Raw genomic sequence first — 18,328 nt, 5'->3', positions numbered from 1 at the left:
TGAAGTCGCCCTGTCGGGTTTTCGCCGGATAATCCGCTTATTATCGAATTGGTTAATCCGGTTTTCGATCCGGATGAGAAGTCGTTCCGGGTTCGGGTTTGTCGGTTATTATCGGGCGCATTAATTGCGCGCCGCCGGCGCGTGCGATCGTGCAACCACCGCTGCTTCCCAAAGGACGATTCAGATGACGATGCTGCCCTCCCGTTTGCCGCTGATCCAGGCCCCGATGGTCGGTTCGCTGAGCCCGCTCGCGATCGCGGTGTGCGAAGCCGGCGGGCTCGGCTCGCTTGCATGCGCGGCGCTCGGCCCGCAGCAGCTGCGCGACGAGATCGCGGCGATCCGGGCGCGTACGCCCGCGCCGTTCAACGTGAACTTCTTCTGCCATACGCCGCCGGCGCCCGATGCCGAGGTCGACGCGCGCTGGCGCGCGGCGCTCGCCGGCTATTACGCGGAGGCCGGGATCGATCCGGCCGGCGTGAAGGGCGGCCCCGGCCGCGCGCCGTTCGACGATGCGATGTGCGCGGTGGTCGAGGAGTTGCGGCCCGCTGTCGTGAGCTTCCATTTCGGGCTGCCGGAAGACGCGCTGCTCGAGCGCGTGCGCCGCACGGGCGCGCAGGTCGTGTCGTCCGCGACGACGGTCGAGGAGGCGCGCTGGCTCGACGCGCGCGGCGTCGACGCGATCATTGCGCAGGGCGCGGAGGCCGGCGGCCATCGCGGGATGTTCCTGACCGACGACATTCACGCACAACCGGGCCTGTTCGCGTTGCTGCCGCAGATCGTCGACGCGGTGCGCGCGCCGGTGATCGCGGCCGGCGCGATCGCCGACGGGCGCGGCATCGCCGCCGCGTTCGCGCTCGGCGCGCGCGCGGTGCAGATCGGCACGGGCTACCTGCTGACGCCGCAGGCCGGCCGCTCGGCGCTGCATCGTGCGGCGGTGCACGCCGCGCGCGACGACGGCACGCGCCTGACCAACCTGTACACGGGCCGCCCCGCGCGCGGGCTGCTGACGCGCTTCATGCGCGAGCAGGGGCCGATGAGCGCGCTCGCGCCGGCGTTCCCGCTCGCGACGGCCGCGGTCGATCCGCTGCGCGGTGCATTCGAGCGACAGGGGCGCGACGATTTCTCGCTGCTGTGGTCGGGCGAGGCCGCGGCGCTCGCGCGCGAAGAGGATGCGGGCGAGCTGACGCAACGCCTGTGGCGCGACGCGCTGGCCTGTGCGGCAGGGCTGCGCGACGCGTTCCCGCAGGCGCGCTGAACGGCCGGGGAAGGGGGCGCCGGTGCGGGAGCATCGGCGTATCATCTGGGTTTTCGTCAGCCCGATCCAGGCGCCCCCACCATGACTTCCGTCGACACCACCCCCGTCCTCGACCATGACAAGCTCGTTACCTTCATCGAGCGCAAGTGGAACGATGAAATCCTCCATGCACTGACCGACTACATCGCGATCCCCGCGAAGAGCCCCGCGTTCGACCCCGAGTGGGAGAAGCGCGGCTATCTCGAGCGCGTGGTCACCGATGCCGCGCAGTGGGCCGAGCGCCAGCCCGTCAAGGGCCTGAAGCTCGAAATCGTGCGCCTGCCCGGCCGCACGCCGGTGATCTTCTTCGAATCGCCCGCCACGCGTTCGGGCAGCACCGACACGATCCTGCTGTACGGCCACCTCGACAAGCAGCCCGAATTCGACGGCTGGCGCGCGGATCTCGGCCCGTGGACGCCGAAGTTCGAGAACGGCAAGCTGTACGGCCGCGGCGGCGCGGACGACGGCTATGCGATCTACGCGAGCCTCGCGGCGCTCGGCGCGCTCGACGAGCAGGGCGTCGAGCGGCCGCGCTGCGTCGGCCTGATCGAGACCTGCGAGGAATCGGGCAGCTACGACCTGCTGCCGTACGTCGACGCGCTACGCGACCGGCTCGGCCAGGTGTCGCTGGTCGTGTGCCTCGACTCGGGCGCCGGCAACTACGACCAGATGTGGCTCACCACGTCGCTGCGCGGGCTCGTGTCCGGCGACCTGCAGGTCGAGGTGCTGGAAGAAGGCGTTCACTCTGGCGTGTTCGGCGGCATCGCGCCGTCGAGCTTCCGCGTGATGCGCCAGTTGTTCGAGCGTCTCGAAGATGCGAAGAACGGCAACCTGCTGCCGGGCGTGTTCCACTGCGAGATTCCCGACAGCCGTGTGCGCGAAGCCGACGCGGCCGCCTCGATCCTCGGCGACGCCGTGTGGAAGGGGCTGCCGTGGGCCTGCGGCGCGGACGGCAAGCCGGTGCTGCCCACCACGACCGATCCGCGCGAGGCGCTGCTGAATTCGACGTGGCGTCCGTCGCTGTCGGTTACCGGCGCGGCCGGCATGCCGGCGCTCGCCGATGCGGGCAACGTGCTGCGTCCGCGCACCGCGTTCAAGCTGTCGCTGCGCCTGCCGCCGCTCGTCGACGCCGCGCAGGCCGTGCAGCAGCTGAAGGCACTGCTCGAACTCGATCCGCCGTACAACGCGAAGGTCACGTTCAAGCCGGACGCGGGCGCCGCGACGGGCTGGAGCGCGCCGGATCTCGCGCCGTGGCTCGCGTCGTCGCTCGACGCCGCATCGCGTCGCCACTTCGGCGCCGACTGCGCGTACATGGGCCTCGGCGGCACGATCCCGCTGATGAACGTGCTGCAGGAAGGCTTCCCGTCCGCGCAGTTCATGGTGTGCGGGGTGCTCGGGCCGAAGTCGAACGCGCACGGCCCGAACGAGTTCCTGCACGTGCCGTACGCGAAGAAGCTGACGGCCGCGGTTGCGGACGTGATCGCGACCGCGCGCTGAGCGAGGCCGCCGCCCGACCCGCTTCGATTCGCCCCGACCCGACCTGACCTGACGGAGCCCAGCCGATGACCGCACTGCCGACACCCGATACCGAACCGCTGCGCATGCGCGCCGAACCGCTGCATGCGTTCGTCGCGGCCCTCTGGGAACGGGCCGGCAGCAGCGGGCGCGAGGCGCGGCTCGTTGCCGATCACCTGGTCGGCGCCAATCTCGCGGGTCACGATTCGCACGGGATCGGGATGATCCCGAATTACGTCGCGTCGTGGCGGGAAGGGCAGTTGCGACTGAACGGACACGCGTCGATCGTCCGCGACGGCGGCGCGGTGCTGACGATCGACGGCGGGTGCGGCTTCGGCCAGGTGATCGCGTTCGAGGCGATGGTCGAGGGGATCGAGCGCGCGCGGCGCATGGGCATCTGCGCGATCGGGCTGCGCGACGTTCATCATCTCGGCCGGATCGGGCACTGGGCCGAGCAGTGCGCGCACGCGGGGCTCGTGTCGTTCCATTTCGTCAACGTGCCGGGCGACCTGCTGGTCGCGCCGCTGCACGGCACTGACCCGCGCTTCGGCACGAACCCGTTCTGCGCCGCGTATCCGCGCGCGGGCAAGCCGCCGCTGCTGCTCGATTTCGCGACGAGCGCGATCGCGTACGGCAAGACGCGCGTCGCGTACAACCAGGGCAGGCGCGTGCCGGCCGGCTCGCTGATCGACCATCGCGGCCAGCCGACCGACGATCCGGCCGTGATGCATGTGCAGCCGTTCGGCGCGCTGTTGCCGTTCGGGCTGCACAAGGGGTATGCGCTGGCGGCGATGTGCGAGATCTTCGGCGGCGCGCTCGTCGGCGGGCATACGACGCATGCGGATACGCTGCAGAAGACGAGCGCGATCGTCAACGGGATGCTGTCGGTGCTGATCGATCCGAACGCGTTCGACGCGGCCGACGCCGGGCGCGAAGCCGACGCGTTCGTCGCGTGGGCGAAGGCGTCGCCGCAGGCGGGCGATGCGCCCGTGCAGGTGCCCGGCGAGCCGGAGGAGGCCAGCCGCGCCGCGCGCGGCGCCGGCGGCATACCGGTCGACCGCGCGACGTGGCGGCAGATTCGCGAGAGCGCGGCGGCCGTCGGCTTCGACGAGGCCGCGCTCGATGCGTGGACGCAGCGCTGCACGGAGCGCCCGTGAGCTGGCAGTCGGAGAAGGCGAACGGCGAGGAGATCGCGTGGCGGCTGGCGCCGCTCGGCACGGTCGAGGTCGTGCGGTTCTTCAGCGGCGCGGCGATGCGGCTCGACGGCGTGATGTTCGGCTTCATGTCGCGCGGGTCGCTGTATCTGCGCGTCGACGACGTGAACCGCCCGGCGTTCGTCGCGGCGGGCATGGGGTCGTTCTCGTATGTGCGGCCCACGCGCACCGTCGCGCTGGAGGGGTATTACGAAACGCCGGCTGACGTGCTCGAGGATGCGGGCGCGCTGTTCGACTGGTGCCGCAGCGCGTATCGTGCGGCGCTGCTGGCCGGGCCGCCGAAGCGCAAGGCGCGGAAAACGGCGCCGGACGTGAAGCCGGTGACGAAGCGGGCTGCGAAGGCCGTGTCGAAGCCACCGTCGAAACCTGCGCTGGTGCCGGAAGCAAAACTGGCGACGAAGGCGGTGGCGAAGCCGCTGTCGGAACCTGCACGGGCGCTGGATGCGAAACCGGCGACGAAGCGGGCTGCGAAGGCTGCGCCGAAGCCGCTGTCGGAATCTGCGCGAGTGCCGGACGTGAAACCGGCGACGAAGCGAGCCGCTAAGGTCGTGCCGAAGCCACTGTCGAAACTGGCACTGGCGCCGGAAGTGAAACCGGTGACGAAACGGGCGACAAAGGCGGTGGCGAAGCCGCTGTCGGAACCCGAAGGGGCGCCGGACGTGAAATCGGCAACGAAGCAAGCCGCGAAGGCCGTGTCGAAGCCACCATCGAAACCTGCGCGGGCGCCGGAAGCAAAACCGATGACGAAGCGGGCTGCGAAGGCTGCGCCTAAGCCATCGGCGAAAATGGCGTCGAGCGCAAAGCCGGTTGCGAAGCAAGCCGCAAAGGCGGTGCCGAAGCCGGCGACAAAAAGCGCCGCGAAGGCCGCGCCGCAGCCGCCTTCGAAACCTGCATCCAGCCCGCCGGCGAAGCGCAAGCAGACTTAATCGGGATTCCGTGCGAAGCGACAGCCTCGCGCGTTCAGCTTTCCTTTGACGCCGTTCGCCTCCGTCCGACGGCGTCCGGCGCGCTTCGCATGCCTCACGATGCCTCGCACCGGCCCACCCGTCACACCCGCGCACCCCCCGATACCCGAAAAGCGTCAAGCCCGGGCCGCCCCGTACGCCCGCCTGCTTCACAACGGCGGCCCCGGCGATTATGATCGGCGCGGGTTGCGCCCGTGCGTGGCCGACCCGCGCCGGCCCCGCCGCCGGCCCCGCGAACGGCGCATCGCACGCCGCGCGGGGGGCATCCCCCACTCATCATTCCAGACGGAGACAGCCGATGTTCGTCCTGATTCTCGGTTTAGCGATCTTCCTCGGTGTGCACTCGATCCGGATCGTCGCGGACGGCTGGCGGTCGGCGACGATCGGGCGGATCGGCGAGAAAGGCTGGAAGGGTGCGTATTCGGTCGCGTCGATCGCCGGCTTCGTGCTGATCGTCTGGGGGTACGGCGTCGCGCGCGAGGGCGCGACGCTGCTGTGGGTGTCGCCCGTCGGCGTGCGCCACCTCACCGGCATGCTGACCGCGATCGCATTCGTGCTGATCGCCGCGTCCTACGTGCCCGGCAACCGCATCAGGATGCTGGTCGGCCATCCGATGGTGGCCGGCGTGATGGTCTGGGCGATCGCGCACCTGCTCGCCAACGCCACGCTGCACGCGGTCGTGCTGTTCGGCGCATTCTTCGTGTGGTCGCTCGTCGATTTCGTCGTGTGGCGCGCGCGCGACCGGCGCGAAGGCGTCCGTTATCCGGCCGGCAGGCTGTCGGGCGACGCGGTGGCGATCGTGGCCGGGCTCGTCGCGTGGGCGGTCTTCGCGCGGTTCCTGCACGGCTGGCTGATCGGCGTGCGGCCGTTCGGCTGAGCGGCGGGCGGCACGCCGGCGCACCGCCCGCCGGTTCGGGGCAACGGGTCAGCGCAGCTTCGCGCCGGCCGTCTCCGCCAGTTGCGCCGGTTTGCGGCGCAGGAAATACGACGCGACGATCGCGAGCGCCGTCGTGACGGTGAACCAGAACTGGAAGCGCGAATCCGGGTTGAACGCCTGCGAACCGAGCACGGCGACCAGCGCCAGCAGCGCGACCCAGTTCGACACCGGATAGAACCACGCGCGGAACGCCGACGGGTCGTGCTGCTCGTGCCGGGTCTGCCGGCGCATCGCGAAGTGCGCGAGGATGATGAAGATCCACACGATCATCACGAACGCGCCGCTGCTCTTCGCGAGCATCAGGAACAGGTCGCCGCCGCTCAGGAAGTGAATGCCGAGGATCGATACGCAGATCGCCAGGCACAGCACGAGCGCGTTCATCGGCACGCCCTTCGCGTTGGTGCGGCCGAACATCCTGGGCGCGTGGCCGCGCTGGCTCAGCGAGAACAGCATGCGCGAGTTCGAGAACAGGAACGAGTTCATCACCGACATGAACGACACGAACAGCACGAGCTTCATCGCGACGGCCGCGCCCGCGAAGCCCGCCATGCCGAACAGCGACACGTACGGCGATTTCAGGTTGGCCTTGTCGGTCCACGGCATGCACAGGATCAGGATCGACACCGAGCCGACGTAGAACACCATCACGCGCACGATCACGCTCTTGATCGCGCGGATCACGTTCTTGCCCGGGTTCTCGGATTCGCCCGCCGCGACGGCCGCGATTTCGCTGCCGCCGAGCGAGAAGATCACGACCATCACGCCGGCGAGCACGGGCGAAATGCCGTTCGGCATGAAGCCGCCGTGCTCCGTCAGGTTCACGAGCCCGGGCGCGGGAATGCGCGGCTGGAAGCCGAGCAGGATCGATGCGCCGAGCGCCATGAACACGATGATCGTCGCGACCTTCGCGAACGACAGCCAGTATTCGGCCTCGCCGAACGAGCGCACCGAGTAGGCGTTGCTCGCGATCAGCGTGACGAGCATGAACAGCGCGCCGCCCCAGACGGGCAGCCACGGCAGGAAATCGTGGAGGATCGCGCCGAGCAGGATCGCCTCGACGGTGATCGTCATCATCGACTTGAACCAGTACAGCCAGCCGACCGCGAAGCCGGCCCATTCGCCGAGATAGTTGCTGGCGTAGGTGGAGAACGATCCGCTGTCGGGGTTGCGCGACGCCATTTCGCCGAGCATGAACATGACCAGCGTGACGATCACGCCGCCGATCAGGTACGACAGGATGGCCGCGGGGCCGGCGGTCGCGATGATGGCGCCGGAGCCGACGAACAGGCCCGCGCCGATCACGCCGCCAAGCGCGATCATCGTGATGTGCCGTTGCTTGAGGCTTTGCCTCAACGAGTTGTCCTGCATCTCCTACCTCTAGTTATTGTTGGCCGGGAACGCATCGGGCCGCGTGGCGGCAGCGAGCCGCCGCCGCACGGGCGCCGATGTCGGGGGAGCGTGTGTGACGCGATGTGCCGGGCCGCCGGCGGACAGACGCAATGGCGGCCGCGAGGTGCCGATCGGCGCCCGCGAGAGGGCGCCGACGGCAACCCGGATTGTGGGCGGATGCCGCCGCGACGGCAAACGACATATGCGAAAGACGTCTTGCGGTTTGCTCATCAATTGCCGCCGCGGCGGCAGGCGCGTGCGTGCGTCAGATGGGCTTGACGAACAACCCGACGGTCAGCACCGCGCCGATGCAGACGATCCCGATCCGCAGGATGCGTTCGTTGACGCGATGCAGCGCCCACGAGCCGAACAGCCCGCCGACGATCGCGCCGCCGCCGAGCGCGAGCGCGGAACCCCAGCGCAGTTGCGGCGATGTCAGGAACAGCACGACGGCCGACGCGTTCATCACGCCGGCGAGCGCGTTCTTGGTCGACATCGCGTGACGCGGCGTCAGGCCGGCCATCGTCAGCACCGCCATCATCAGGAAGCCGAGGCCGCCGCCGAAATAGCCGCCGTAGATCGCGATCATGAACTGCGAGAGCGCGGCGGGGACGGCGCCGAGATGCGTCGCGCCCTCGCGCGGCTTGCGCAAGAAGCTGCCCCACGCGAACACGATCGTCGCGAACAGCACGAGCCACGGCACGAGGCGCGAGAAGATCGACGAAGGGGTCTTCAGCAGCAGCAGCCCGCCGAGCGCGCCGCCGACGACGCTGATCGCGAACATCGCGCGAAACGACAGCTTGCCCACGCCGCGCACCATGTTGCGGCTCGTCCAGCCCGTCGCGACCTGCGCGGGAAACAGCGCGACCGTCGACGTGATGTTCGCCGACAGCGGCGACAGGCCCGACACGATCAGCGCGGGCAGCGTGACGAACGAGCCGCCGCCGGCAAGGGCGTTCTGCAGGCCGGCCCAGAGGCCGGCGAGGATGACGAGAGCGAGCATCGGTGCGAGACGGGAAAGGTGGCGGGGCCGGTTCGCCGGAGGCGGGCAGGCGCGGGGGATGCCCGATGATAATGCAGATCGCGCGGGCCCGAAGCCGGCGGTGCGACGCCGGCTCGTGCGTGCTTCGCCGGGCTGCGCTACGCACGCCATCCGGGCAGCGGCACGGACGGACGGCTGGGGGCTGACGACGGCGGCCCGGCCTGGCCGCACCCGAGCCGCCGCTACGCGGCCGGGCTCGCGACGCGCACCGCGCCGAACGCCGCCGCCGCGGCGGCGAGGATCGCCGGCCTTCGTTTCATGCGGGCCGCCCTTCCGACGACACGACGAAGTGCATCACGTCCGTGCGCCGCTCGGCGAACGCGGCTTCGCAATAGGTGAGGTACAGGCGCCAGGTGCGAATGAACGTATCGTCGAACCCTTGCGCGCGCACGGCGTCGACGCTGGCCTCGAACGCGGCCCGCCACGCGTGCAGGGTGCGCGCGTAGTCGAGCCCGAACGCGAACACGGGTTCGGCCGCGAGGCCGGCGCGGCGCGCGGCGTCGACGAAGCGCTCCGGGCTCGGCAGCATGCCGCCCGGAAAGATGAACTCGCGGATGAAGTCGCTCGACGCACGGTAGGCCTCGAACCGCGCGTCGTCGATCGTGATCGACTGGATCAGCGCCCGCGCACCCGCCTTCAGGCGCCGTCCGAGCAGGTCGAAATACACCGGCCAGAACGCTTCGCCCACGGCCTCGAACATTTCGATCGACACGATCGCATCGTATTGCCCGTCGATGTCGCGGTAGTCGCGCAGCTCGACGGTCGCGAGGCCCGACAGTCCCTCGCGCGCGATGCGCTCGACCGCCGCCGCGTACTGTGCGTGCGAGATCGTCAGCGCATGCACGCGGATGCCCAGGCGCGCCGCATGGATCGCGAAGCCGCCCCAGCCGCAGCCGATCTCGAGCACGCGCATGCCGGCGCGCAGGCCGAGCGAATCGACGATGCGCCGATATTTCGCGGCCTGCGCGTCGGCGAGCGGGCGCTGCGCGTCGCCGTCGAAGCAGGCGCTCGAATACGTCCAGGTATCGTCGAGCCACAGCCCGTAGAAGCGGTTGCCGAGGTCGTAGTGCGCGTGGATGTTGCGGCGGCTGCCGGTGCGCGTATTCGTGCGCATCCGGTGGCGCAGCGCGTACCAGAGGCGGGCGAGGCGGCCGCCCGTCACGGTCTGCGCGATCGCCGGCTCGTTGCGGATCGCGAGGCGCAGCAGCGCGACGAGGTCGGGCGTGTCGACCCAGCGTGCGCGATACGCTTCGGCGAAGCCGATGTCGCCGGCGCGCAGGATCGCGCGGCACGCTCGCCAGTCGAGGATCTGCAGCGTCGCGGCCGGCTGGCTGCGCGGGTCGCCGAACACGGTTTGCCGGCCCTCGGGCGTGACCAGCGTCAGGTGGCCGTCCCGGAGCCGCCGCAGCAGCGCGACGAACAGCCGGGACGAGAGCGGCATCGGCGGTTGCGATGCGCAGGAGCAGCCGCGCAGCAGGGTCATGGGTGGGCCTCGTGATCGGAGATCGCCGGACGGCGTGGCGGCGCGGGGGGCAAACCCGCATCGGCGCGGGGCGGCAGGGTCGGCGGCGTCCGGCCGTGAAACGGCACGCGCTTGAGCCAGAGCCGCAGCGCCTGCCAATGGATGCGCACGACGACGCCGAGCGCGTTGAGCGGTTGCCGCGCGAGCGCGCGCCACGCGCGCGCGGCGGTCAGCGGTTCGGCGCGCATGTCGAGCGCCGTGCGCAGCAGCAGGCCGTCGCGATCGCGGTAGTCGATGGCGACGGTCAGACGATCGCCGCGCTGCCGCACGCGAAACGCGTAATCGCCGACGACGTCGCAAAACGGCGAGACGTGGAACGTCTTGCGGCACACGAGGACGGTGTCGCCGCCGATCGGCGCATGGCGCGGCGCGCTCAGCAGGTAGCCGTGGCGCGCGCCGAACGTGTTGCGCACGTCCGCATACAGCGCGCGCAGCCGGCCCGCGCGGTCGTAGCAGTACCAGAAGCTCACCGGATTGAACGCGTGGCCGAAGATGCGCGGGATCGTCTGCAGCCAGATCGGGCCGTCGGCCGGAATGCCGGCGTCGGCCAGGCGGGCGCGCATCCACGGCGCGAGCGGCTGGCCGTCGCGCGGGCCGTAGTCGCGCACCGCGAGCGCGAGCGGCCGCCAGCGGTCGATCCCGAGCCCGTTGCCGTCGATCTCGCGGAGCCGCTCGACGTCGCAGCAGACCTGGAAGAGCGGATACGTGAACGCATGGCGCACGGGCCGCAGGCGTTCGTGCATCACGCGCCCGACGAGAAGGCGCGCGGCGCTGCCGTCGCGGGCGAAAGGCGCATTCATGGCGTGGCCCAGGCCGGCCTGACGCCGAAGTCGCCGGCCACGCGCAACGCGGATTTCAGGCCGTCCTCGTGAAAACCGTAGCCGGTCCACGCGCCCGCGAACCACGTGCGGCGCTGCCCCTGCAGTGCGGGCAGGCGGTGCTGGGCGTCGATGGCGGCGAGGTCGAGCAGCGGGTGTGCGTAGTCGTAGCGCCCGAGCTGCGTGCCGGGCGCGGGTGCGTCGACCGGATTCAGCGTGACCACGACCGGCGTGCGGAACGGCAGCGGCTGCAACCGGTTGAGCAGGTAGCTGACGCATACGGGCGCTTCGCGGTCGGTCGACAGCGCGGGCCGGCGGCTCAGGTAGTTCCACGCGGACCACACGCGCCGGCGGCGCGGCAGCAACGCCGGATCGGTATGCAGCACCGCGACGTTGCGCTGGTAGCGCACGGCGCCCAGCACGTCGCGTTCGGCGTCGCCGGCGTCCGCGAGGAGCTGCAGGCTCGTCGGCGCGTGGCAGGCGAGCACGACGGCGTCGAAGCGTTCATGGCCTGCCGCGTCGGTCGTCACCGTGACGCCGCCTTCGTCGCGCCGGATCGTGCGTACCGGCGCGTTCGTGCGCACGTCGTCGAGCGTCGCGGCGATGCGCTCCACATACAGTCGCGACCCGCCCTCGATCGTGCGCCACGGCGGGCGATGGCCGACCTGCAGCAGTGCATGGTTCAGGCAGAAGCGCAGGAACGTCGCCGCCGGAAAGCGCAGGACGTCGCCGGCCGCGCTCGACCAGATCGCGGCCGCCATCGGCAGCAGGTAGTGATGCTGGAACGGCGCGCCGTAGCCGCCGGCGGCAAGCAGCTCGCCGACCGACAGGCGCTGGCGGCTCGCGGCTTCGAGGTGCTGCTGCGCGGCGGCGTTGAAACGCAGGATGTCGCGCAGCATGCCGAGGAACGACGGCGACCACAGGTTGCGGCGCTGCGCGAACACCGTGTTGAGGTTGCTGCCGGCCCATTCGAGCCGGCCGCCGTCGACCGACACCGAGAACGACATGTCGCTCAGGTGGGCGGCGACGCCGAGCTCGTCGAGCAGCGCGATCAGGTTCGGATAGGTCCGGTCGTTGAAGACGAGGAAGCCGGTGTCGACGGGATGGCTCGTGCCGTCGAGTTCGACGTCGACGGTGTGCGCATGGCCGCCGAGACGGGCGGCGGCCTCGAACAGCGTCACGCGGTGACGGCGGGCCAGCAGGTAGGCGCTGGCGAGGCCCGCGATGCCGGCGCCGACGACGGCGACTCGCTGGCCGGGCATGGGGGCTAGGGGTTCCGGATGCATCGCGCAAGGTCTCCGTCAGGCGGCAGGGCGGTCGCGGGATCGCTCTTTCCCGAGATACGAAGCAGGGCGGGCGGCGGATGCGCGGCACGCGCCGCGAGCGGGACGGCGCGGCGGCGCATGACGGCCTTCACGCGCGTAGCGGCCGCTTGTCGAACAGGTAATGGGCGACGCCCCATTCCTGCCCGCCGGCATAGCCGAACAGTTCGGCGACCGCCATGTAGAACATCCGCCAGCGCTGAAACCAGATGCGCGCGTCGGCGCCGTAGACGGTTTCGAAAATCGGCATGATCCGGCCGCGCGCGGCGTCGAGCGACGCGAGCCACTGGTTGGCCGTGCGCGCGTAGTGGGTACCGTCGATCCACCATTGGCCGGCGATGCGCACGTCGTCCTGGAACTGCGGCAGCAGGTCGGCCGACGGCATCGTGCCGCCGGTGAAGAAATGGCGGGACATCCAGTCGCTGCCGTCGCGCGCCGCGAAGTGATAGGCGAGGCGCTTGTGCGCGAACAGGTGCACGAACAGCTTGCCGTCGTCGCGCATCCAGCGCGCGATTTTCGCGAGCAGTTGCCCGTAGTTCTTCATGTGCTCGAACATCTCGATCGACAGTACGCGGTCGAAACCCGCGTCGCCGGGCGCGAAATCGAAATCGACCACGTTGCCGGTGACGATCCGCAGGTTGGTCAGCCCGCGCCGCGCCGCGCATTGCTCGATGAAATGGCGTTGACCGTGCGAATTCGACAGGCCGACGATCTCCGCGTGCGGATAGCGCTGCGCGAGCCACAGCGACAGGGCGCCCCAGCCGCAGCCGAGATCGAGGATGCGCTGGCCGTCCGCGAGTTCCGCGCGCTGCGCGTACAGCGCGAGCATCGCGTCCTCCGCGTGCGCAAGCGTTTCGTCGCCGGACGGGTAATAGCCGCACGAGTATTTCAGCCGGGGGCCGAGATGGGCTTCGAAGAAGGCGCCGGGCACCTCGTAGTGCTGCGTGTTGGCCGCCTGCGTGTCGATCGCGATCGGGCTCGCCCGCAGTTCGCGCAGCAGCGTGTCGCGGGCGATCGCGCGCCGCTCGCCGTCGTCGGCGTGTTCGTCGCGCAGGCGCTGCCGCATCAGCGCGCGCATCCCGGCGCGGATCAGCGGGTCCGGCAGCCAGCCGCGCTCGCAGCAGCGGATCAGCCAGGCGTCGCCGGGCGCGGGTGTGGGTGCGGGCGGCCGGGCGGGCGACGGTTGCGAGGCGGTAGCGGTCATGATCGCGTGCTCCTGTCTTCGGGTCGGTCGGGTCGGGTGACGGGCAGGTGCGCGGCCCGCCTGGGCGGCCACGGCACGAGGGCGCTGGTCGTCCGGATGTATTCGCGGTAGCCCGGCCGCGTTTGCATGAGACGCGCTTCGAGCAGCGGCAGGCCGGATACCCTGAGCAGCAGCCACGCCATCAGGAACGGCGGCAGCAGCGTCAGCCAGCCCCATCGCATGCCGATCGCCAGGGCCGCGTACGCGACCCAGTGCAGGCATTCGAAGAAATAATTGGGATGCCGCGAATAGCGCCACCAGCCCGCCCGGCAGACCTGGCCGCGCCGGCCCGGGTCGGCCAGGAAGCGCTTGAGCTGGCGGTCGGCGGCCGCCTCGCCGGCCACGGCGGCGAACCAGATCGCAACCGCGGCGGCCAGCGCGAACCGGGACGGCGCGTCGCGGCTGTATGCCGGGACGAAGAACGCGAGCGACAGCAGCATCGAGATCAGCGCCTGCAACTGGAACAGCCAGAACAGGTTGCGCGGGGCGGCCGCGCCCCATTGCGCGCGGAACTGCCGGTAACGCGGATCTTCCGGCTGCCCGGCATTGCGGCGCCACAGGTGCCGCGCCAGCCGCAGGCCCCAGATGCCGCCGCCCAGCGCGACGAGCATGCGGTTCGATCCGGCGCCGGTGCCGAGCCCGGCGACGAACACGGCCACGCCGCCAAGCGTCGCGGCCCAGACCGGGTCGATCATCCCGGCATTCCGGGTGCGCAACTGGACGATCCACACGGTCGTGAACGCGAGTATCAGTCCGGCGCAGGCGAGGAGGGCGACGACGGCGGCAGGCATGCGGACTCCGTGGACGGGCTGTTCGTCATATACGGAGCCGGAGGCCGGATGGATGCGGCCGGCCGCGCGATGCGATGTGATGCGGCCGCGTGAAAGGCCGCGCCCCGCGCCGCCGCGCTTGCGGCGGGCGGCGGGTGCGAGCGCGAAGGCGCGCGTTACGCGGCGTGCATCGCGCCGGTGGCGAGTACCGGGCCGGTCGGCTGGCCGGTCGGCGAGCCGCCGCTCGGCTCGATCGACACGGCGAGCACCGCGCGCGCGTCGAGTTGCGCGACGACCGCGGGCGGCAGCGTCATCGACGCGGGCGCGTCGGGCGGGAAGACGCCGAGCGGAATCGGTTTCGCGTTCGGCGGAATCAGCCAGAGCTCGGTCGAGCGGTTCGCGGCGATCGCCGGCTTGTCGGCCGGGACCACGACCATCCGGGCGTGCCGCAGGTCGACCGTGGCGGTCCAGTGCGCGACGCCGTCCGGCCGGGCAATCGTCGCCACCAGGTAGTTGTGCCCGACCGCGGCGGCTTGCTCGGGCGCCTCGCGAACCCGGACCAGGTTGACCGCGAGCAGCCCGAGCGCGACGGCGCTCGCGCCCATGCCGACCCAGCGCCACAGATCGAGGCTGTTCCACCAGCCGCTGGCCGGTTTCGGCGCCGGGTCGGGCGCCGGCGGCGTGAGGAAGAAGCCGAGATCGCGCTGAATGCGGGTCCACACGCGGCCGGGCGGCTCGACGGGGGCGACGTCCTCGCCGAAGGGCGCGAAGTGTCGCTGCCAGCGATCGAGCGTGGCCTGCAACGCCGGGTCATGGGCGACGGCCTGCTCCAGCGCGCGGCGCTCGCCGGCATCGAGCACGCCGAGCGCGTATTCCGCGCAGCGGAGTTCGGAATCGTGATCGGCCGGCGTATTCATTGCTCGAGACATACCTTCAGCTGCATCAGGCTGCGCCGGATCCAGCTTTTCATGGTGCCGAGCGGCACGCGCAGTCGCTCGGCCAGCTCGCCGTAGGTCGCGCCGCTGAAGAACGCTTCGCGCACGGCGCGGCGCTGGGGCGCTTCGAGCTGCTCCAGGCAGCGTTCGAGACGCCGCCGCTCCTCGCCGGCTTCCGCCAGCGCGGCAGGGGTCGGGCCTTCATCGGGAAGATCGGGCAACTGCTCGTCGTCGAGCGGCACCTCGCGATGCTGCCGCAGCCGGTCGATCGTCCGGTTGCGCGCCAGCGTGATCAGCCAGGTCATCGCGCCGCCGCGCTCCGGGTCGAATGCCTCGACACGGCGCCAGACGGTGGTGTAGACCTCCTGGAGCAGATCCTCGGCCTCGCCCTGGTCGTGGAGCATGCGGACGATGACGCCGAACACGCGCGACGAGGTGAGCCGGTACAGCTCCGCGAAAGCCGCCTGGTCGCCTCGTGCGACCCGCAGCATGACCTGGTTCAGGTAAGCGCGCCGCTCGGCGTCGGCATCGCGCGATGACGCCGACTGGTCGAAGCGCGTGGCACGATCCGGCGTGTCGTTCATGCGGAGAGAATGGCGGCGATCGCCATGGCGTGAATGTCGGATCGAATATAGCACTCCCGGATGCGCCCGGCCGGGCGATCGGCGATTGACGCGTTGTCCGCTGTGCATGATGGCGGCCCGGATGATGTCGATGCGTTCAGATACGGGCGGCGCGGGCGCCGGGATGCGGGCGGGTGTCCGGTCCGGATTCCGGAGTGCGGTCCGTCGGGCCGACGCGGGCGTCCGAACCCTGGCCGCGCGCGCACCGCCGGGCCGGCGGCCCGAAGCGACGGGCCGCGTGCCAGGTCAGGCCGACCAGGCGTCGCTTTCGCCGTGCCAGCCGATCGCGTGCACCCGTTCGATGCGCGGCGCGGCGACGGTCGCCGCGTACATGGAGCCCGTCATCGGCACGTCGAGCAGGTTCCAGTTGCCGCCATCCGGCGTTTCGGCCCGGAACAGCGACTGGTGCGGCACCGGCTGAATGTCGATCGCCGCTTGCCGCGCGTGGCCGCACGCGTGTTCGACGCTTTCGCGGCGCACCTGCATCCGGCTGGCCGGGTCGCCCGGCGCGCCGTGCTGCAGGATGCCGAGCCCGACCGGCCCGTGCGTGATCGCGATGACGATCCAGATGCCGGCCTGCGCGATCGCGGCGCTCGTGGTGTTGAACGCGTCGCATTCGGCAAACCCGACCCGGCCCGCGGCGAGGTCGACGAGCGGGAGCGTCTGCGGCGCGCGGTCCGTCATGATCCCCAGGATCGTCCGCAACGCCGAGCGCTCGATGGCGTAGCGGCGGCCGGACAGGCGATTCGGGTGCGTACGGGCGCGCCTGAGCTCGATCGACGACAGGCGCGCGTGCCCCTGCTCGCGCGTCATCAGCTGCCAGTCGGCGCGCAGCCGCCAGAGCAGCAGATCGCCCGGCCGGGGCAGATCCGGCGGGCATGACGAGATCGCGAAGGAGCGGACGAGCGAGATGGTCGGTGCTGGCATCGACGGTCAGGGTGCACGGGGTGGGTGGAGGCGTCCGCGTCAGGCGCCGACGGCGTTGCGGGCGGATTCCTCCGCCGCGTGCGAGGTGGCGCGATCCATCACGATCTGCCCGTCCTCGAGCTTGATCAGCCGGTCGGCGAGCGGGAAGTAGCGATCGTCGTGGCTGATCGCGATCACCGTCTTGCCGCGCGTGCGCAGTTCGGGCAGCAGCATGTTGTAGAACACGTCCTTGAACACCGGATCCTGGTCGGCGGCCCATTCGTCGAATACGTAGAACGGGCGGTCTTCCAGATACGCGACGACGAGCGCGAGCCGCTTGCGCTGCCCTTGCGACAGGTCGCGCGTCGAGAATGCGCCGTCGCGCACCTGCACCTTGTGATCGAGATGGAGCTTCTCCAGCAGCGCGTTGGCGAGCTGGTCGAGGCCGTCGCGCGACACGCCGAGCAGCGAGTCGAACAGGTGGAAATCCGAGAAGATCGTGCTGAACTGCTGGCGGTAGGTATCGCGGCTGGTGCCGTCGACGAGTTGACCGTCGATCCGGATCTCGCCGTGCTCGGCGACGTAGAGGCCCGTCAGCAGCTTGGCGAGCGTGGTCTTGCCGCTGCCGTTGCCGCCGACCAGGAACACGAGCTCGCCGGGCCGGAACGACAGGTCGATCGGGCCGAGCTGGAAGATCTCGTCGGCGCGCTCGTGGTAGTAGCTGTGCCGGAGGCCGCGCACGTCGATGTGCGAGAACGGCGCGGGTGCGGTGCGCGAGGCGGGCGCCTCGTCGTTGTGAAGCTGGCCGACGGTCTGCTCGATCCGCTCGAGCGCGACGCGCGCGAGCTGGACCTGCGGCAGGTTGTTGAGCAGGCTGTCGAGCGGCACCATCAGGTACAGGAACACGACGACGAAGCCCGAGCTCGTGCGGGCGTCGAGGCCCGCATAGCGCGTGAAGAAGAAGGTCGTCACGCCGATGATCACGTAAAGCAGGAACAGGCCGAAGTTGCTCGCGCCCGTGTAGATCAGCATCCCGCGCACGCGGGTCGTGCGCACCGCGTCGAGCGCGGGGCTCAGCACGCCGTCGAGGAAATCGTCGCCGCGCGCGCGGTTCAGCTTCAGTTCCTTCGCGCCCGCGATCAGCGAGCTGAAATAGCCGAGCGACGCGTCCTGCAGCTTGCCGGCGGCGCGCAGGTGCACCATCGCGCGGCCGTGCGCCAGGTGGAACGCGAGCGAGCCGAGCGCGATCGCGATCGCGACGAAGATCAGCGTCCGGAACGACAGCATCCCGAGATAGACGAGGCTGCCGGCGACGATCGCGCCGTTCATCACGATGATCGGCAGGCTGGCGAACAGGGTCGCGACGAGCGCCGCGTCGTCGCTCGCGAGCGACTGCAGCCGCGCCGCGCCGATGGTTTCGAGCTTGCGGTACGGTGCGTTGCGGATGTGCGTCGACAGGTAGTGGCGCAGCGTCGCGAGCGTCGTCTGCGTGAGGTTCACGAAAATCGAGCTGGCGAACAGGCGCATCGCGAGCGCGGCCGCGCACAGGCCGAGGAAGCGCCAGCCGAGGCCGGGCAGCGCATCGGCCGGCGCGTTGATGGCCGTGTTCAGCAGCGCGACGAGCGCGACGCCGGCAAGCCCGCTCAGCGTGCTGGCAAGGGTTGCGAGCGCGAGCCGTCCGCGCACCTTGCCGATCAGCATCGAAAGCGTGCGGGGCGGAGAAGAGGGGGTGGATGTCATGAAACTCCCGGTCTGGATAAAAGGCCTGCGAACCGGCCGGCTGGCCGCGTCGGCGGTGGCGCGGACGATCCGCGGATCGGGCCTCGCTACTGA

Annotated in this window: 16 protein-coding genes; 5 read left to right on the top strand and 11 right to left on the bottom strand. The window is 70.6% G+C overall.

Annotation, left to right across the window (positions count from 1 at the left end):
* The first annotated feature begins 184 nt into the window (after positions 1-184).
* The 5 genes from GQ56_RS0121360 (at position 185) to GQ56_RS0121335 (ending at position 5,865) form a co-directional block, all read left to right on the top strand.
* Positions 185-1,255 carry an NAD(P)H-dependent flavin oxidoreductase gene (locus tag GQ56_RS0121360; protein ID WP_031400565.1) on the top strand — a complete coding sequence of 357 codons (1,071 nt, stop codon included), beginning with the start codon at positions 185-187 and terminating at the stop codon, positions 1,253-1,255.
* An 81-nt stretch (positions 1,256-1,336) separates the two neighbouring features.
* Positions 1,337-2,791 carry a M20 family metallopeptidase gene (locus GQ56_RS0121355; RefSeq protein WP_031400564.1) on the top strand — a complete coding sequence of 485 codons (1,455 nt, stop codon included), beginning with the start codon at positions 1,337-1,339 and terminating at the stop codon, positions 2,789-2,791.
* A 65-nt stretch (positions 2,792-2,856) separates the two neighbouring features.
* Positions 2,857-3,966 (top strand): malate/lactate/ureidoglycolate dehydrogenase, encoded by a 1,110-nt coding sequence (locus GQ56_RS0121350; protein ID WP_031400563.1) that lies wholly within the window; start codon positions 2,857-2,859, stop codon positions 3,964-3,966.
* Between the two features lie 95 nt (positions 3,967-4,061).
* Positions 4,062-4,949, top strand: coding sequence for a TfoX/Sxy family protein (locus tag GQ56_RS46570; protein WP_235212726.1), 888 nt, complete (start codon positions 4,062-4,064; stop codon positions 4,947-4,949).
* Positions 4,950-5,286: 337 nt separating this feature from the next.
* On the top strand, positions 5,287-5,865 hold the full coding sequence (locus GQ56_RS0121335) for an NnrU family protein (RefSeq protein WP_031400562.1): 579 nt from the start codon (positions 5,287-5,289) through the stop codon (positions 5,863-5,865).
* Between the two features lie 48 nt (positions 5,866-5,913).
* Here GQ56_RS0121335 and GQ56_RS0121330 read toward each other — a convergent pair whose 3' ends face one another.
* The 11 genes from GQ56_RS0121330 to GQ56_RS0121280 form a co-directional block, all read right to left on the bottom strand.
* On the bottom strand, positions 5,914-7,293 hold the full coding sequence (locus GQ56_RS0121330; RefSeq protein ID WP_031400561.1) for an amino acid permease: 1,380 nt from the start codon (positions 7,291-7,293) through the stop codon (positions 5,914-5,916).
* 286 nt (positions 7,294-7,579) lie between these two features.
* Positions 7,580-8,317, bottom strand: coding sequence for a sulfite exporter TauE/SafE family protein (locus GQ56_RS0121325; protein ID WP_031400560.1), 738 nt, complete (start codon positions 8,315-8,317; stop codon positions 7,580-7,582).
* Between the two features lie 295 nt (positions 8,318-8,612).
* Positions 8,613-9,839 (bottom strand): SAM-dependent methyltransferase, encoded by a 1,227-nt coding sequence (locus GQ56_RS0121320; RefSeq protein ID WP_031400559.1) that lies wholly within the window; start codon positions 9,837-9,839, stop codon positions 8,613-8,615.
* The gene (locus tag GQ56_RS0121315) at positions 9,836-10,678 is read right to left on the bottom strand and encodes a DUF1365 domain-containing protein (protein WP_031400558.1); all 843 of its coding nucleotides are present in this window, start codon (positions 10,676-10,678) and stop codon (positions 9,836-9,838) included. The genes GQ56_RS0121320 and GQ56_RS0121315 overlap by 4 nt, the downstream gene beginning before the upstream one ends.
* Entirely contained in the window at positions 10,675-11,982 is a 1,308-nt protein-coding gene (locus GQ56_RS0121310) for an NAD(P)/FAD-dependent oxidoreductase (RefSeq protein ID WP_031400557.1), read from the bottom strand. The genes GQ56_RS0121315 and GQ56_RS0121310 overlap by 4 nt, the downstream gene beginning before the upstream one ends.
* Positions 11,983-12,109: 127 nt before the next feature.
* Positions 12,110-13,222 carry an SAM-dependent methyltransferase gene (locus GQ56_RS0121305; RefSeq protein ID WP_031400556.1) on the bottom strand — a complete coding sequence of 371 codons (1,113 nt, stop codon included), beginning with the start codon at positions 13,220-13,222 and terminating at the stop codon, positions 12,110-12,112.
* Positions 13,219-14,052, bottom strand: coding sequence for a DUF1295 domain-containing protein (locus GQ56_RS0121300; RefSeq protein ID WP_031400555.1), 834 nt, complete (start codon positions 14,050-14,052; stop codon positions 13,219-13,221). Before GQ56_RS0121300 ends, GQ56_RS0121305 begins: the two co-directional genes overlap by 4 nt.
* Before the next feature lie 155 nt (positions 14,053-14,207).
* Positions 14,208-14,948, bottom strand: a complete 741-nt coding sequence (locus tag GQ56_RS0121295) for an anti-sigma factor (protein ID WP_031400554.1) — start codon at positions 14,946-14,948, stop codon at positions 14,208-14,210.
* Complete coding sequence (locus GQ56_RS0121290) at positions 14,945-15,550, bottom strand: sigma-70 family RNA polymerase sigma factor (protein ID WP_031400553.1); 606 nt, start codon at positions 15,548-15,550, stop codon at positions 14,945-14,947. Before GQ56_RS0121290 ends, GQ56_RS0121295 begins: the two co-directional genes overlap by 4 nt.
* A gap of 285 nt (positions 15,551-15,835) precedes the next feature.
* Positions 15,836-16,516: a 4'-phosphopantetheinyl transferase family protein gene (locus GQ56_RS0121285; protein ID WP_031400552.1), complete on the bottom strand. Its 681-nt coding sequence runs from the start codon at positions 16,514-16,516 to the stop codon at positions 15,836-15,838.
* Positions 16,517-16,555: 39 nt separating this feature from the next.
* Positions 16,556-18,235, bottom strand: a complete 1,680-nt coding sequence (locus GQ56_RS0121280; RefSeq protein ID WP_075122982.1) for a cyclic peptide export ABC transporter — start codon at positions 18,233-18,235, stop codon at positions 16,556-16,558.
* Between the last annotated feature and the right edge of the window lie 93 nt (positions 18,236-18,328).

The organism is Burkholderia paludis (genome assembly GCF_000732615.1).
Lineage (GTDB): Bacteria > Pseudomonadota > Gammaproteobacteria > Burkholderiales > Burkholderiaceae > Burkholderia > Burkholderia paludis.
Note: the sequence above shows the minus strand (reverse complement) of the source record. Positions and strands in the feature narration are given on the sequence as shown.